Consider the following 13,372-nt stretch of genomic DNA (forward strand, 5'->3'; position numbering starts at 1 on the left):
GCGCGAAGGATCGCAACATCACAGTGAACGCGTCCGCTCTACGCCGCGATGAATTCGTTCCAGCGCTTCACCATGTAGCGGTCCTCGTCCATGACCGAGTTCCAGCAGGCGACCTTGCCCATACGCTCTTCGAACGAGCCGCCGTCGCGCACGGCGCCGGCCTTTTCCATGACGGTGCCGTCCGGCGCCTTGATCTCGCCCTTGGCCGGCTTGCCTTCGATCCAGTAGCCCCATTCGTCCTCGGACATGAACTTCTTGGCCGAGACCATATTGGCGGAATAGTAGCCCTGGCGGTTGAGATAGCCGCCGACCCAGCCCGACGTATACCAGTTGATGTATTCGTAGGCGGCGTCGAGCTCGGCGCCCTTGAGATGGGCGGCAAGGCCAAGGCCGCCGCCCCATGAGCGATAGCCCTCCTTGAGCGGCTGGAAGCGGCATGCGATGCCTTTGGAGCGCACGGCAGCGACGGCCGGCGACCACATAGACTGGATGACCACTTCGCCCGATGCCATCAGGTTGACGCTCTCGTCGAACGACTTCCAGAAGGCGCGGAACTGGCCGGCCTGCTTGGCCTTGATGAGGAAGTCGATCGTCTTGTCGATCTCTTCCTTGGTCATGTTGCCCTTGTCGGCATATTTGATGTTGCCTGTGGCCTCCATGATCATGGCCGCATCCATGATACCGATGGACGGGATGTTAAGGATCGCGGTCTTGCCCTTGAAGGCCGGATCCATGATGTCGGCCCAGGTGGTGATGTCGCGGCCGACGAGGTCGGGCCGGATGCCTAGCGTATCGGCGTTGTAGATCGTCGGCACCATGGTGAACCACTTGGTCGGCGCCTTGGCGAAGGTCTTTGAGTCCTGCGCTTCGACATAGCCGACCGTGTGCGGCGCGGTGCCCTGGGCAATGATGCTGTCGGGCGTCAGCTTGCCGGTTTTGAACAACGGCACCAGCTCGTCGTAGTATTTCAGCTTACTGACATCCATCGGCTGCAGCACGCCGCTCGGGAACACCTTCTTGCAGATCCAGTATTCGATGTCGGCGATGTCATAGCTGTCGGGCTGGGTCACGGCGCGCTGGGCGGCCGCGTCCGAATCGGTCGCCGTCATTTCCAGCGTGATGCCGAGGTCGGCCTTGCACTTGTCGGCGATCGCGTTCAGGTTCGACACGCCGGTGCCGAACTGGCGCAGCGTGATGTTGGACTGCGCCCAGATGGTCGGGAAGCCTGTAATGGCGCCCGAGCCTGCGGCGAGGCCGACGGCGGCCGCACCTGTCTTGAGCAACGAACGTCGCGAAATTCCGGTCTTTGTTTCTACTGTTTTTGTCATTCCTATTCCCCTGTTTTGTTTTGCTTCGTTGAATTCATGAATGAAGGCGGCCGAGGACGATGGCGTCCTCGGAATCCCAGGCGAGCGGTACGGCGTCGCCAAGGGCGACGGGTTTGGCGAAGAAGTCGGAATCGTCGATGATAACGGTGAAATCGTCGATGCCGCCGCCGGTGACCGACAGCTTCACCGTGGCGCCGCGATATTCGATGTTGGAGACGATGCCGGTGAAGCCGAGGCCGGGAGAGGGTGCTTCGCCGATGCGCACATGGTCGGTGCGGATGGCGATGTCGATCGGCGTGCCCACCTCCTGGCCCGCCTCCCGGCCTTGCCCGCGGGCGGCGAGCGAGGCGCCACCATTGACGTCGAAGACGACCATGCCGTCGCGCGCGCCGGTAACCCGGCCGGAGATGACATTGTGGTCACCCATGAAGCGCGCGACGAAGGCGGTGGCCGGCCTTTCGAACACATCTCGCGGCGGCGCCGCCTGTTCGATGCGGCCGTCATTCATCACCACGATCAGGTCCGCCAAGGCCATGGCCTCTTCCTGGCTGTGGGTGACGTGGACGAAAGTGATGCCAAGCGAGGTCTGCAATTTCTTCAGCTCGGCGCGCATGCGTATCTTCAGGAACGGGTCGAGTGCCGACAGCGGCTCGTCGAGCAGCAGCGCCTCGGGATCGGTGATCAGAGCGCGGGCGAGTGCAACACGCTGCTGCTGGCCGCCGGAAAGCTGCGCCGGCCGGCGCGTCGCATAGGCCTCCATCTGCATCAGCTTGAGCATGTCGAGCGCCTTGGCACGGCGCTGCTCCTTGTCGACGCCCTTCATCTTCAGGCTGAAGGCGACATTGTCGACAAGGTCGAGATGCGGAAACAGCGCATAGGACTGGAACATCATCGCCGTGCCACGCTTTGCCGGCGGCAAGTCGGTGACGACGATGTTGCCGAGGCGGACATCGCCCGACGAAATGCTTTCGTGGCCGGCGATCATGCGCAGCGTCGAGGTCTTGCCGCAGCCGGAGGGGCCAAGCAGGCAGCAATAGGTGCCTGCCGGTATCTTCAGGCTGATGGCCTCGACGGCAGTCGTCGTTCCGTACACTTTCGAAACGGAGACGATGTCGATCTCGGCGGCTTTGGACATTCAGGCTTCCCCGTTTGGTCGCGTCAACCAATGCATTATGCGTGCCAATCGGCGAGATTCGGCCAAGCGTTTGAATCATCAGCAAAATCGGAATTCGTGCCCACTGCCTAGCCGGTGGGCTATCTTGTGCATTGCACAAATTATGGGCGATTGTGCGCGATCCGCGCAAGAATCGTATGCAATCTTTTTTGGCTTCGTGTCCACTTTGCCTCTCGTGCGCAGGCGACGAGTTGCGCTAGAAAGAGGCTGGGAACCATCATCGCCATGAACATTGCCGATCAGATCCATTCCGCCGACAGCGCCAACCAGGATCGCGCCCAGGCGATTCGCGACAATCTGCGGGACGCCATCGTCGACCGTCGGCTGACGCCCGGCACCAAGCTGTCGGAAGGCGAGGTCGGCACGCTGTTCGACGTCTCGCGCACGGTCGCGCGCGCGGCGCTGCAGATGCTGTCCTTCGAGGGGCTGGTGCGTACCGAGCGCAACCGTGGCGCCTTCGTCGCCAACCCTACGCCCGAGGAAGCGCGCCAGGTGTTCGCATCGCGCCGGCTGATCGAGCCGGGCATCGCCATTGCCGCCTGCGGGCGGGTCACAGCCACCGATATCGCTGCGTTCCGCGCGCAGCTCGACGAAGAAGGCCGCTTCATCGCCGAGCGCGGCCCAACCGCGCGGCGCTCCGAAATCAAGGCATCAGGCGATTTCCACCTGCTGCTCGCCTCCGTCGCCGGCAATGCCATCCTGCAGCGCTTCATGGAGGAGCTGGTGGCGCGTTCGTCGCTGGTGATCGCCCTTTACGGACGATCCGGCGTGTCGGCCTGCGGACACAGTGAGCACACGGAAATGGTCGGCGCGCTGGAAAGCGGCGATTGCGGGTTGGTGAGCCGGCTGATGCTGCACCATATCGACCACATCGAGGCGGATCTCGACCTGCGGGTCAGGGCCGGCCCGGCGCTCCGCGAAGCGCTGAATTTCTGAACGCTAGTTTTCGTCGTCCGTGGGAGCGGGCGCTGCCTGTCCGGCGGCCTTGCGGCGCAGCATCTTGGTCAGCTTCCAGACCGTCGGGTTGTTCTTGATGAAGGCTTTCGCCCGTGCGCCCTGCCGCAGCGCCGACGCCAGGGCGCGTCCCTTCAGCGTCAGGGGCGCCAGCACCTCGAAATGCTGGGTCTCGATATCGCACCAGAGCCGCTTGTAGGGCTCGTCGCCGACCGAGAAATCATAGACATCGAAGCCTGTTTGGCACGCTTCCTCGATGATGTCGAAGAAAAGGAAATCGCCGGGGCTGGTGTGGCCGAGATCGTCCTCGGCGATGGCGCCGAATTCGCAGATCAGGCGTTTGCCCGAGCGGCTCGAGCCGGTGATTGCGCGCAGCTTGCCGGCCACTTCGAGCCCATGCAGCACAAAGGCCGGTTTCTCCTCGGCCAGCGCGCCGGCGAAGAGGGCACGGAAGAAAGCCCGCACCTCCGGCTCGCCGAAGACATTGGCGATGCCCATCTTGGCGAAACGGAACTCCTTCATCTCGAAGAAAGCGTCGAGCAGCCGGTTCACGTCTTCGGGTGTCTGCGCCTCGATGCGGCGATGAACGCCGACCGCCTCGAATTTGCGTGTCTGCGAACGGTGCTTCTTGCGCTTGCGCTTGCCGCCCACACGCGACAGCAGCGCATCGAAACCACCGTCGAGATTGACGGCGAGCGACAGGTTTGGGCTCGGAAAGTTGGAGAACGCCACCAGCGGATTGGCAACGCCATCGAGGTCGGGCAGAAGCCTTTCCAAGGCAACGAGATCGATGTCGGGACGCGCCTTGCCGATCGCCGTCACCAGCCTGCGGATCCCCCCGGCATCTGCCTTTGCCAGCCATGCCGGATCGGCGGCGGCGAAATTGCCGTTGGCATGGCGCCCGCCCATGAAGCGGGCGACGCGGAATGGACCAGTTCGCGTGATTTCCAGTGCCAGTGCAAAGACCGGCCTGTCCTCGATTGTCAGCGTGGCAATGACGGCATCGGGATTAGCCTGCGCCGTCCAGGCACGAACCCAGTCCGCGCTTTGCGCCGGCGCAAACAGCGCCGAACGGCAGAATTCGCCGTAAGAGGCGAGCGCGGCAGCATCTGCGATCGACACCGACAGACTGGTCTGGTCGGCAGCCGGCGTGCGCGCAGACGCCTTGCTTGCGGCGAGCCGATTGCCGTCAAATGACGCGGTGGCGTCAACCATACCTCAATCCTTAAGGCGTATTCGTCGCGATCAGGAGTTCGCGTCGGCGCGTTCCGTGCTTGGATCGAGCCTAGGCGCAAAAGGTGAATGAATGATCGACGGTGGTGAGGCAGTTCGGAAACTGGCGCTTAATATCGCCCGCTTTACCGGCCTTGCACCGCTGGCCAAGCCGTTTGTCGGCGGCATTGGCGCCATCCTTATGTTGCATCGGGTCACCGCCACGCCGGAGAAGCCGGACGGCGTTAACCGCCACCTCAACATCGCCCCGCGATTCCTCGACGCTCTCGTCGCCGACATGAAGTCGAGGGGCTATGCCTTCGTCACCCTCGACGAGGCGATCGAGCGCATCAAGGCCGGCGGCAAGGACGGCCAGTTCGCCACCATCACCGCCGACGACGCCTATCGCGACAACATGACCGAAGCGCTGCCAGTGCTCGAAAAGCACGACGCGCCGATCACCATCTATGTCGCGCCGGGTCTGATCGACGGCAGCGCCGATTTATGGTGGGACGTGGTCGAGGATATCGTCAACGCGCGGGAGCGTTTGACGCTGGCGACGCCGAAGGGGCCGGTGACCATAGACTGCTCGACCCACGGCAAGAAACTCCACGCCAATGCGCGTCTGCATGCCTATCTGACGCTCGAGGTGCGCGAGGAGGATCAGCGCGCCGTGCTGCGCGATCTGGCGCACTCGAACGGCATCGACCTCGATGGCTTGCGCCCAAGCACGCTAATGACCTGGGACGATATCCGCGCCGTGGCCGGGCACAGGCTGGTGACGATCGGCGCGCATACGGTCAACCACCGCAATCTGAAGCGGCTCGACGAAGCCGATGCGCGCCATGAAATCGTCGACGTCAGGCGCCAGTTGCAGGCGCAGCTCGGCGAAGATCCCCGTCATCTCGCTTACCCCTATGGTTACGCCAGCGCTGTCGGCTGCCGCGAAGTGGGCTTTGCCCGCGACGCCGGCTACGCCTCGGCGGTGACCACTCGCCACGGCGTGCTGCACGCCGAGCACGCCGGCTTCCTGCACGCGCTGCCGCGCATTTCGATCAACGGCCGCTACCAGAGCGTCGCCCATATCCGCACCATGTTGTCGGGCGTAACGACGCCGCTGGCCAATGCCGGCAAAATGGTCGTCACCATCTAACCTGGGGCGGGCTCTTCAGCCTTTCGGCGGCGGCTCCAGGATCAGCCATTTGATGATGCCCATCGCAGGCAGCACCCAGAACAGGCCGCTGAACAGGAAGAACAGGAAGTGCACCAGCGGGCTGGATTGCGACAGCTGCGCGACCGCTATGATCGACGCGACCAGCGCATAGATGATGACAAGCGCCACCAGCAGGAAGGTTCCGATCAGCTTTTTCAGGCGGATGGGCATGAGCGTTCTCGTTGATCGCCTCCGCTTAGGCCCAACCGGGGGCGCGTGCAACCCGTGACTTGCGGCGCGACGGCGTGCCGCGCCGTCCGGTCTTGTCAGCCGGGTTGCGATGGTTCACCAATCCGCCACGTCAACCTGCCGGGACCAACCCATGGCCGCCATATCAGCCGCCGCGCCTTACATTGACCGCGATCGCGATCTGCAAAACCGGGCTCTGCTGCGCGGCTGGCTTTATGTCGTGCTTCTGGTGCTGTTTGCGCTGGTGCTGGTCGGCGGCGCCACCAGGCTCACCAATTCCGGCCTGTCGATCACGCAGTGGAAGCCGATCCACGGCGTGATACCGCCGCTCAACGACGCCGAGTGGCAGGAGGAGTTCCAGCTCTACCAGAAGATTCCGCAATATGCCGAGCTCAACAAGGGCATGAGCCTGGACGCCTTCAAATCGATCTTCTGGTGGGAGTGGGCGCACCGTATCCTGGCGCGCAGTGTCGGCCTGGTCTTCGGCCTGCCGCTGCTGGTCTTGTGGGCGACGCGCCGCATCGAGCGCGGCCTTGGGCCAAAGCTGGTCGGTATTCTGCTGCTTGGTGGCCTTCAAGGCGCCATCGGCTGGTGGATGGTGGCCTCCGGCCTGATCGACCGGATCTCCGTCAGCCAGTACCGCCTGGCCACGCATTTGACGCTTGCCGCCCTGATCTTCACCGCCACCATGGTGGTCGCGCGCGGGCTGGCGCCGCATTCGGAGCCTGCCGCCGACCGGCCGACACAAAGGCTGGCCGGCTTCATCGTGCTGCTGGTGCTGGTCCAGATCTATCTCGGCGGCCTGGTCGCAGGGCTCGACGCCGGCCTGAGCTACAACACCTGGCCGCTGATGGACGGCAAGGTGATCCCGTCAGATTTGCTTCTGCTCGAGCCGGCCTGGCGCAACTTGTTCGAGAACCCGAAGACGGTGCAGTTCGTCCACCGGCTCGGCGCCTATACGGTCTTTGCCATCGCGCTCTGGCATATGATAGCGACGCGCCGGCGGCTGCCGGGCACGACACACGCACGCCGCGCAACGCTGCTGTTTCTGCTGGTGCTGGTGCAGGCCTCGATCGGCATCGGCACGCTGCTGATGCAGGTGCCGCTGCACATGGCGCTGACCCATCAGGCCTTCGCGCTGGTCCTGCTGGGATTTGCCGCCGCCCACTGGCGCGGCAACAAGGGCGCCTATCCACTGCCAACGCGGCCGCCCATGAACGCAGGTACATCGTCTACGGTGTCTTGGCCGTCGCAATAATCTATTTCGCGAACGAACTGCCTCGCTACGTCTAAAGCGCGAGGCTGCGCCGGTCAGAAGCTGAGCCGCACCTTTCGGATCACTCCCGCAACCGACAGCTCGCGGTTCTCGTCGACCGCATTCTCGTCCTCATGATGCCATGCGGCCGACAGGCAGCCATAGGCGATGGCATGGTCGAGAATGGCAGCCGGCGTCTGGCCGAGTGTCCTGGCGAAGATCTCAGCCATATGCGCGATGCGCTCGGGATCGAGGCAGAGGTCGTCGCGCCCCAGTGGGTTGTAGAACAGATTGGCGGCGTCGAAGCCGGGATCGCCGAGCACGCCCTTCGGGTCGATCGCCAGCCAGCCGCGCGCACCGTGCAAAATGTTGTCGTGATGCAGGTCGCCATGCAGCGGCTTGACCGCATGCGGGGCATCGAGCAGCCGGTCCGCGATTTCGGCGGCCTCGATATAGAGGCTGTGCTCTCCGGCGTCGCGATCGGCTCCGGCCTTTTTGAACAGGCTGGCAAACCGTGTCCGCAGCGGCTGCAGGTCCGGCGGGGCAGGGTGTCTTGAGGGCGAGAACAGTCTCCCCATCAACTCGGCCGCGATTGCGGTCGCGGCGTTGTCGCCTTCTTTGGCCAGAACGTCGGAAAGCAGGGTGTCGCCGGCATATTCGAGCAGCATGCGGTGGCCGTCCCGGCCAAGCAGCCGCACCGCGCCTTCGCCGCGCCGCCATGCGAGATAGTGCTCGCCGCGCAACTCGTCCTCGACATCGTCGAATGGTTTGAGCGCCTTGACGATGGCCGGCGAGCCGTCCTCACGCCGCACCTTCCAGATGCGGCTCGAAAACGTCTCCGCAATGAGCTCGGGCGCGCTGATCTTCCAGCGCTTGGAAATGCAGGCGCGTCCATTCAGAGCGTGATGCCGAAAAGTGTTAAGCGGTTTTCGGGCAACATGCTCTCTCCAACTGAATTAAAGGCCGAGCATCAGATCCATGTTCTGAACGGCAGCACCCGAGGCGCCCTTTCCGAGATTGTCATAGACCGCAATCAGCAGCGCCTGCGCCCTGTCGTCATTGGCAAAGACATAGACCTTCATGCGGTTGGTGCCGTTATAGACCTCGGGATTGATCTCGGGCAGGCGCTCCACGTGCTCGTAAGGAGCTACCTCGACCACGCCGCCCTTGATGGCGGCAAAATGGTCGGCGATTGCCGCGTGCAGTTCGGCGCCGGCCGGCACATGGTCGAGCCCGCCGAGCTGCAGCGGCACCACTGTGATCATGCCTTGGGCGAAATTGCCGACCGCCGGCTGCATGATCGGATCGTGCGACAGCTTCGCATAGGTGCGCAGCTCCGGCACATGCTTGTGCTGCAGGGTCAGCCCATAGACCTGGAATTCAGAGGCATCCTCGCCCTTGGCGACATAGTCCTCGATCATCGGCCGGCCGCCGCCCGAATAGCCCGAAATGCCATTGACGGTGATCGGGAAATCCGCCGGCAGCAGGCCGGCGGCGACCAGCGGCCGCAGTGTCGCGATCGGTCCTTGCGGCCAGCAGCCGGGATTGGCGACGCGTTTTGCATTGGCGATGATCTTGGCCTGGCCCTTTTCCATCTCGGCAAAGCCATATTCCCAGCCCTCGGCTACGCGATGCGCCGTGGAGGCGTCGATCACCTTGGTGGTGTCGTTGGCAATCAGCGATACGCTTTCCTTGGCAGCCGCATCCGGCAGGCACAGGATGGCGACATCGGCTGCATTGAGGAACTCGGCGCGCGCCGCCGTTTCCTTGCGGCGCTCGGCCGGGATCGAGATGATCTCGAGGTCGCCGCGCTCGGCCAGCAGCGCCCGGATCTGCAGGCCGGTGGTGCCGTGTTCGCCATCGATGAAGATTTTCGGTTTCATGTGCCCGTCAATTCCCTGCTAATTCAGGCCTATATGCCCTGGCCATGGTTTGCCGCGCCATGGTTGCCGCTGTTCAGCTCTTCCGCCCGCGCTTTTCGCTCGGCCACCAGGCCGAGATAGTGCATGGCCACCATCGAGCCGGCGATCGCCGTTATATCGGCGTGATCATAGGCCGGCGCAACCTCGACGACGTCGGCGCCGACAATATCGACTTGGCCGAGCTGGCGCAGCGTCGACAGGATTTTCGCCGAGGACGGTCCGCCGGCAACCGGCGTGCCGGTGCCGGGCGCAAAGGCCGGGTCGAGGCAGTCGATGTCGAAGGTGAGATAGGTCTTCCTGCCGCCGGTGCGGTCGACGATCGCATAGGCGATGTCGGAAGCCCGCATCTCCTCGATCTCGTGACCGTAAAGGATCTTGATGCCGAACGTATCGGGGGCATGCGTGCGGATGCCGATCTGGATCGAACGATCAGGATCGATGATGCCCTCATTGACGGCGCGCCCGACGAACGAACCGTGGTCGATGCGCTTGCCATCGTCAGGCCAGGTGTCCTGATGCGCGTCGAACTGCACCAGCGCCAGCGGCCCATGGATGGCGGCATGCGCCTTGAGCAGCGGCCAGGTGACGAAATGGTCGCCGCCGAGCGACAACAGGAAGGCACCCGATTTCAGGATCTTCGCCGCCTCGCGCTCGATCGTGCCTGGTGTCTTCTGGTGATTGCCCGAATCGAGCAGGCAATCGCCATAGTCGATGACGGCGAGATGTTCGAACAGGTCGCGCGAGAACGGATATTGCGGGTCGTTGTCGAGGATCGCCGAGGCGCGGCGGATCGCCTGCGGCCCGAAGCGCGCGCCCGGCCGGTTGGTGACGGCGGCATCGAACGGAATGCCCCACACGACGGCGTCCGCGCCCTTTGCATCCTTGGTGTATTTGCGCCGCATGAACGACAGCGCGCCGGCATAGGTCGGCTCGAAGGAAGGCCCCGTCTTGGAGCGGGCGGTGAACGCGTTGTCGATGGTCTGGTTCGCCATTACGGGTCCTTCTTTGTTCATCGGGCTGCCACAACTACAGAACCGGCACGCAAGATGCCAGTCACAGCTTGGCGAAGGACTTGTATCGCCAAGGTGCAAGGCCCGGCGGCTTCCTCTCCGGCGGCTGCGGCGATGAACTGGCGGTGCAGGCCGGCATGCCGGCCGAGACCACGGTTTCTGGGCCGAACGCGGCGCCACCATCATCCAGACCGACGAACCGAAGGCTGCCATTGGCTGGCTGGGGGCCAACGGGTTTAGGGTGCCTTATGTGGATGAGGCGAAGCCGGCCGAGCCGCGAATACGGCGAGTATCAATTAGAAATCGTACGTCGGCGCCATCACCCCACCCGGCGCTGCGCGCCGACCTCCCCATCGAGGGGAGGTAGGGCGTTGGCGCTTTAGATTCCGACAGTCGTAGCGATTGCGAGGCATGCAAGGCTGCCGCGACCTCCTACCTCCCCTCGATGGGGAGGTCGCGCCGAAGGCGCGGGTGGGGTGACAGCGCCGCCCGCAAAATCTTCACGCCGCTTTCGCCACCCCATCCAATTCCCTTAGCACATCGGCCGACAGCTCCAGTTCCGCCGCCGCCAGGTTCTCTCTCAAATGCCCGATCGACGACGTCCCCGGGATCAGCAGGATGTTCGGCGAGCGGCGCAGCAGCCAGGCGAGCGCAACCTGCAAGGGTGTGGCGCCGAGCCGCGCGGCCACATCCGACAAGGTCGACGACTGCAGCGGGCTGAAACCGCCGAGCGGGAAGAACGGCGTGTAGGCGATACCGGCGCGCGCCAGTTCATCGATCAACCCGTCGTCGTCGCGATGTGCCAGATTGTACTGGTTCTGCACGCAGACGATCTCGGCGATCCCACGGCCTTCCTCGACCTGCGCTGGGGTGACGTTGCTCAGGCCGATATGGCGCACCAGACCCTTGCGCTGCAGTTCGGCAAGCGCGGTCAACTGCGGCTCGATCGAGCCCTCGGCGGGACCCATCACCCCGAACATGATGCGCAGATTGACGACATCCAGCACCTGAAGACCGAGATTCCTGAGATTATCGTGCACGGCCTGCTCAAGTTCCTTGGCGGAATAGGCAGGCAGCCATGAGCCGTCGCTGCCGCGCCGCGCCCCGATCTTTGTGACGATGACGAGGTCTTGCGGATAGGGCGCCAGCGCTTCGCGGATCAGCTGGTTGGTGACATGCGGGCCATAATAGTCGCTGGTGTCGATGTGGTTGACCCCGGAGGCCACCGCTTCGCGCAGCACTGCAATGGCCGCGTCATGATTCTTCGGCGGACCGAAAACGTGCGGGCCGGCAAGTTGCATGGCGCCGTAGCCGAGCCGTTTCACGGTGTGGCTGCCGAGGGTGAATGTGCCGGATTTTTGGATGGTGGACATGGTCGGTCTCCTTTGAGGAGGCGAAGATAGACGCTGCTCAACCTCGGGATAATAAGGTACAATCCGTACAGCTTGTGCGGAATGGCGAACAATGATGGACCTTGGCGATCTGAACGCTTTCGTGACGGTGGCGCGTGCCGGCGGCTTTCGCGAAGGGGCTCGCGCCGGCGGCGGCAGCGCGTCGGGCCTGAGCGAAGCGGTGCGCCGCCTGGAGACGCAGCTCGGCGTCAGGCTGTTCAACCGCACGACACGCAGCGTCGTTCCGACCGACGCAGGTCTCAGCCTGCTCGGACGGCTTGGCCCGGCGCTGTCGGAGGTGGAGGCGGCCCTCGACGTGGTCAATGGCTTTCGCGACAGGCCGGCTGGTTCGCTGCGCCTCAACGTCCCGGTCAGCGCCGCGCGGCTGATATTGCCCGACATCGTTCCGGGCTTCCTCGCCGCCTATCCCGGCATTCGGCTGGAGGTCATCGCCGATGAGAACTTCGTCGACGTGCTGGCGGCGGGCTGCGACGCCGGCATCCGCTATGACGAGCGACTGGAGCAGGACATGATCGCGGTGCCGATCGGACCGCGCGTCCAGCGCTTCGCCACTGGCGCCAGCCCCGCCTATCTCGAGCGCCATGGGCGGCCGCAGCACCCGAGCGACCTGCTTGGCCATGCTTGTCTGCGCGGTCGTTTTGCCAGCGGTGCGATGCTGCCGTGGGAATTCGAGCGCGACGGCGAGGTGGTGCGTGTCGACACGACGGGGCCGTTGATCGTGCGGATCGGCGGGGCGAGCGATCTTGCCGTCCATGCGGCCATTGCCGGCAGCGGCATCGTCGCTCTCTTCGAGGGCTGGCTTCGCCCTCACTTCGAAAGCGGCGCCCTGGAGCCCGTGCTCGAACCGTGGTGGCAGAGTTTTCCCGGACCATTTCTGTACTATCCCGGACGGCGTCTGGTTCCAGCGCCGCTACGGGCGTTTATCGATTACATCAAGGCCGGCAAGTTCTGAGACTTGAACCGAGGCCGGCGCCATCACCCCACCCGGCGCTTCGCGCCGACCTCCCCATCGAGGGGAGGTAGGGTGCCGCGTTTTTATGGTCGAACTGGTTTGCTAGCCGCTGGACCATCGTGGATTGTCCGGGCGGCAAAACTGCCGCGACCTCCTACCTCCCCTCGATGGGGAGGTCGGCGCGAAGCGCCGGGTGGGGTGACTGCCGAGACCCAAAAGAAAAGGCCGCCCGGAGGCGGCCTTTCGATGTCTGGAACGTCGCAGCGCTTAGCGCTTCGAGAACTGGAAGGAACGACGGGCCTTCGCCTTGCCGTACTTCTTGCGCTCGACGACGCGGCTGTCGCGGGTCAGGAAGCCGCCCTTCTTGAGCACGGCGCGCAGTGCCGGCTCGTAGTAGGTCAGCGCCTTGGAAATGCCGTGACGAACGGCACCGGCTTGGCCGGAGAGGCCGCCGCCGATGACGGTGGCGACGATGTCGTACTGGCCGGCGCGGTTGGAAGCGATGATCGGCTGGTTGAGGATCATCTGCAGGACCGGACGCGCGAAATAGGTCGCGAATTCCTTGTCGTTGACGACGATCTTGCCCGAACCCGGCTTCACCCAGACGCGGGCGATGGCGTTCTTGCGCTTGCCGGTGGCATAGGCGCGGCCCGACTTGTCGAGCTTCTGGACATGGACGGGTGCTGCCGGCTGGGTGTTGGTGTTGCCGGTGGCGGCGCCCAATTCTGCGAGCGAGGAAAGCTCAGCCATC

The 13,372-nt window shown here is 64.1% G+C and carries 13 protein-coding genes and 1 pseudogene; 5 read left to right on the plus strand and 9 right to left on the minus strand.

Annotated elements, in window-relative coordinates; all coding sequences use genetic code 11:
• Positions 1–38 precede the first annotated feature (38 nt).
• Both X750_RS136025 and X750_RS136020 read right to left on the minus strand, forming a co-directional pair.
• A complete protein-coding gene (locus tag X750_RS136025; protein ID WP_023689479.1) occupies positions 39–1,328 on the minus strand; it encodes a PotD/PotF family extracellular solute-binding protein in 1,290 nt (429 codons plus the stop codon).
• 34 nt (positions 1,329–1,362) lie between these two features.
• Entirely contained in the window at positions 1,363–2,463 is a 1,101-nt protein-coding gene (locus X750_RS136020) for an ABC transporter ATP-binding protein (protein ID WP_023689478.1), read from the minus strand.
• A gap of 264 nt (positions 2,464–2,727) precedes the next feature.
• Between X750_RS136020 and X750_RS136015 the strand changes: the two genes are divergently transcribed.
• A complete protein-coding gene (locus X750_RS136015) occupies positions 2,728–3,438 on the plus strand; it encodes a GntR family transcriptional regulator (RefSeq protein ID WP_023697427.1) in 711 nt (236 codons plus the stop codon).
• 3 nt (positions 3,439–3,441) lie between these two features.
• Here X750_RS136015 and X750_RS136010 read toward each other — a convergent pair whose 3' ends face one another.
• Positions 3,442–4,671, minus strand: coding sequence for a GNAT family N-acetyltransferase (locus tag X750_RS136010; RefSeq protein WP_023669399.1), 1,230 nt, complete (start codon positions 4,669–4,671; stop codon positions 3,442–3,444).
• Positions 4,672–4,762: 91 nt separating this feature from the next.
• Between X750_RS136010 and X750_RS136005 the strand changes: the two genes are divergently transcribed.
• A complete protein-coding gene (locus X750_RS136005) occupies positions 4,763–5,821 on the plus strand; it encodes a polysaccharide deacetylase family protein (RefSeq protein WP_023748835.1) in 1,059 nt (352 codons plus the stop codon).
• 15 nt (positions 5,822–5,836) lie between these two features.
• Here X750_RS136005 and X750_RS136000 read toward each other — a convergent pair whose 3' ends face one another.
• Entirely contained in the window at positions 5,837–6,052 is a 216-nt protein-coding gene (locus X750_RS136000; RefSeq protein ID WP_023669401.1) for a DUF2842 domain-containing protein, read from the minus strand.
• Positions 6,053–6,203: 151 nt separating this feature from the next.
• Here X750_RS136000 and X750_RS135995 point away from each other — a divergent pair, with 151 nt between their 5' ends.
• Positions 6,204–7,328, plus strand: coding sequence for a COX15/CtaA family protein (locus X750_RS135995; protein WP_023748836.1), 1,125 nt, complete (start codon positions 6,204–6,206; stop codon positions 7,326–7,328).
• A 53-nt stretch (positions 7,329–7,381) separates the two neighbouring features.
• Here X750_RS135995 and X750_RS01000000163435 read toward each other — a convergent pair whose 3' ends face one another.
• From X750_RS01000000163435 to speB, 3 genes are read right to left on the minus strand one after another with little or no spacing between them, the layout of a single operon-like run.
• Complete coding sequence (locus X750_RS01000000163435; RefSeq protein ID WP_156932475.1) at positions 7,382–8,224, minus strand: aminoglycoside phosphotransferase family protein; 843 nt, start codon at positions 8,222–8,224, stop codon at positions 7,382–7,384.
• A 57-nt stretch (positions 8,225–8,281) separates the two neighbouring features.
• Positions 8,282–9,208, minus strand: coding sequence for an N-acetyl-gamma-glutamyl-phosphate reductase (gene argC / locus X750_RS135990; protein WP_023669404.1), 927 nt, complete (start codon positions 9,206–9,208; stop codon positions 8,282–8,284).
• A 29-nt stretch (positions 9,209–9,237) separates the two neighbouring features.
• Positions 9,238–10,239, minus strand: coding sequence for an agmatinase (gene speB, locus X750_RS135985; RefSeq protein WP_023669405.1), 1,002 nt, complete (start codon positions 10,237–10,239; stop codon positions 9,238–9,240).
• Positions 10,240–10,337: 98 nt separating this feature from the next.
• Here speB and X750_RS1000000167210 point away from each other — a divergent pair.
• Positions 10,338–10,557: pseudogene (locus X750_RS1000000167210) on the plus strand (glycerophosphodiester phosphodiesterase); the annotation flags it as partial.
• A gap of 200 nt (positions 10,558–10,757) precedes the next feature.
• Here X750_RS1000000167210 and X750_RS135980 read toward each other — a convergent pair.
• Positions 10,758–11,630, minus strand: coding sequence for an aldo/keto reductase family oxidoreductase (locus X750_RS135980; RefSeq protein WP_023705042.1), 873 nt, complete (start codon positions 11,628–11,630; stop codon positions 10,758–10,760).
• 91 nt (positions 11,631–11,721) lie between these two features.
• Here X750_RS135980 and X750_RS135975 point away from each other — a divergent pair, with 91 nt between their 5' ends.
• The gene (locus X750_RS135975; RefSeq protein WP_023693291.1) at positions 11,722–12,621 is read left to right on the plus strand and encodes a LysR family transcriptional regulator; all 900 of its coding nucleotides are present in this window, start codon (positions 11,722–11,724) and stop codon (positions 12,619–12,621) included.
• A gap of 267 nt (positions 12,622–12,888) precedes the next feature.
• On the opposite strand, the gene rpsI is transcribed toward X750_RS135975, so the two are convergent.
• Positions 12,889–13,371 (minus strand): 30S ribosomal protein S9, encoded by a 483-nt coding sequence (gene rpsI, locus X750_RS135970; RefSeq protein WP_023669408.1) that lies wholly within the window; start codon positions 13,369–13,371, stop codon positions 12,889–12,891.
• Position 13,372: the final 1 nt, after the last annotated feature.

This window comes from Mesorhizobium sp. LNJC391B00, assembly GCF_000502535.1.
GTDB lineage: Bacteria > Pseudomonadota > Alphaproteobacteria > Rhizobiales > Rhizobiaceae > Mesorhizobium.

Bases quoted from the DNA above. Each gene is read 5' to 3' on its own strand.
- X750_RS136015 (WP_023697427.1), top strand. From the start codon at position 2,728: ATGAACATTGCCGATCAGATCCATTCCGCCGACAGCGCCAACCAGGAT.
- X750_RS136000 (WP_023669401.1), bottom strand. From the start codon at position 6,052: ATGCCCATCCGCCTGAAAAAGCTGATCGGAACCTTCCTGCTGGTGGCG.
- X750_RS136020 (WP_023689478.1), bottom strand. From the start codon at position 2,463: ATGTCCAAAGCCGCCGAGATCGACATCGTCTCCGTTTCGAAAGTGTAC.
- X750_RS135995 (WP_023748836.1), top strand. From the start codon at position 6,204: ATGGCCGCCATATCAGCCGCCGCGCCTTACATTGACCGCGATCGCGAT.
- X750_RS136010 (WP_023669399.1), bottom strand. From the start codon at position 4,671: ATGGTTGACGCCACCGCGTCATTTGACGGCAATCGGCTCGCCGCAAGC.
- rpsI (WP_023669408.1), bottom strand. From the start codon at position 13,371: ATGGCTGAGCTTTCCTCGCTCGCAGAATTGGGCGCCGCCACCGGCAAC.
- X750_RS136025 (WP_023689479.1), bottom strand. From the start codon at position 1,328: ATGACAAAAACAGTAGAAACAAAGACCGGAATTTCGCGACGTTCGTTG.
- argC (WP_023669404.1), bottom strand. From the start codon at position 9,208: ATGAAACCGAAAATCTTCATCGATGGCGAACACGGCACCACCGGCCTG.
- X750_RS135975 (WP_023693291.1), top strand. From the start codon at position 11,722: ATGATGGACCTTGGCGATCTGAACGCTTTCGTGACGGTGGCGCGTGCC.
- speB (WP_023669405.1), bottom strand. From the start codon at position 10,239: ATGGCGAACCAGACCATCGACAACGCGTTCACCGCCCGCTCCAAGACG.
- X750_RS135980 (WP_023705042.1), bottom strand. From the start codon at position 11,630: ATGTCCACCATCCAAAAATCCGGCACATTCACCCTCGGCAGCCACACC.
- X750_RS136005 (WP_023748835.1), top strand. From the start codon at position 4,763: ATGATCGACGGTGGTGAGGCAGTTCGGAAACTGGCGCTTAATATCGCC.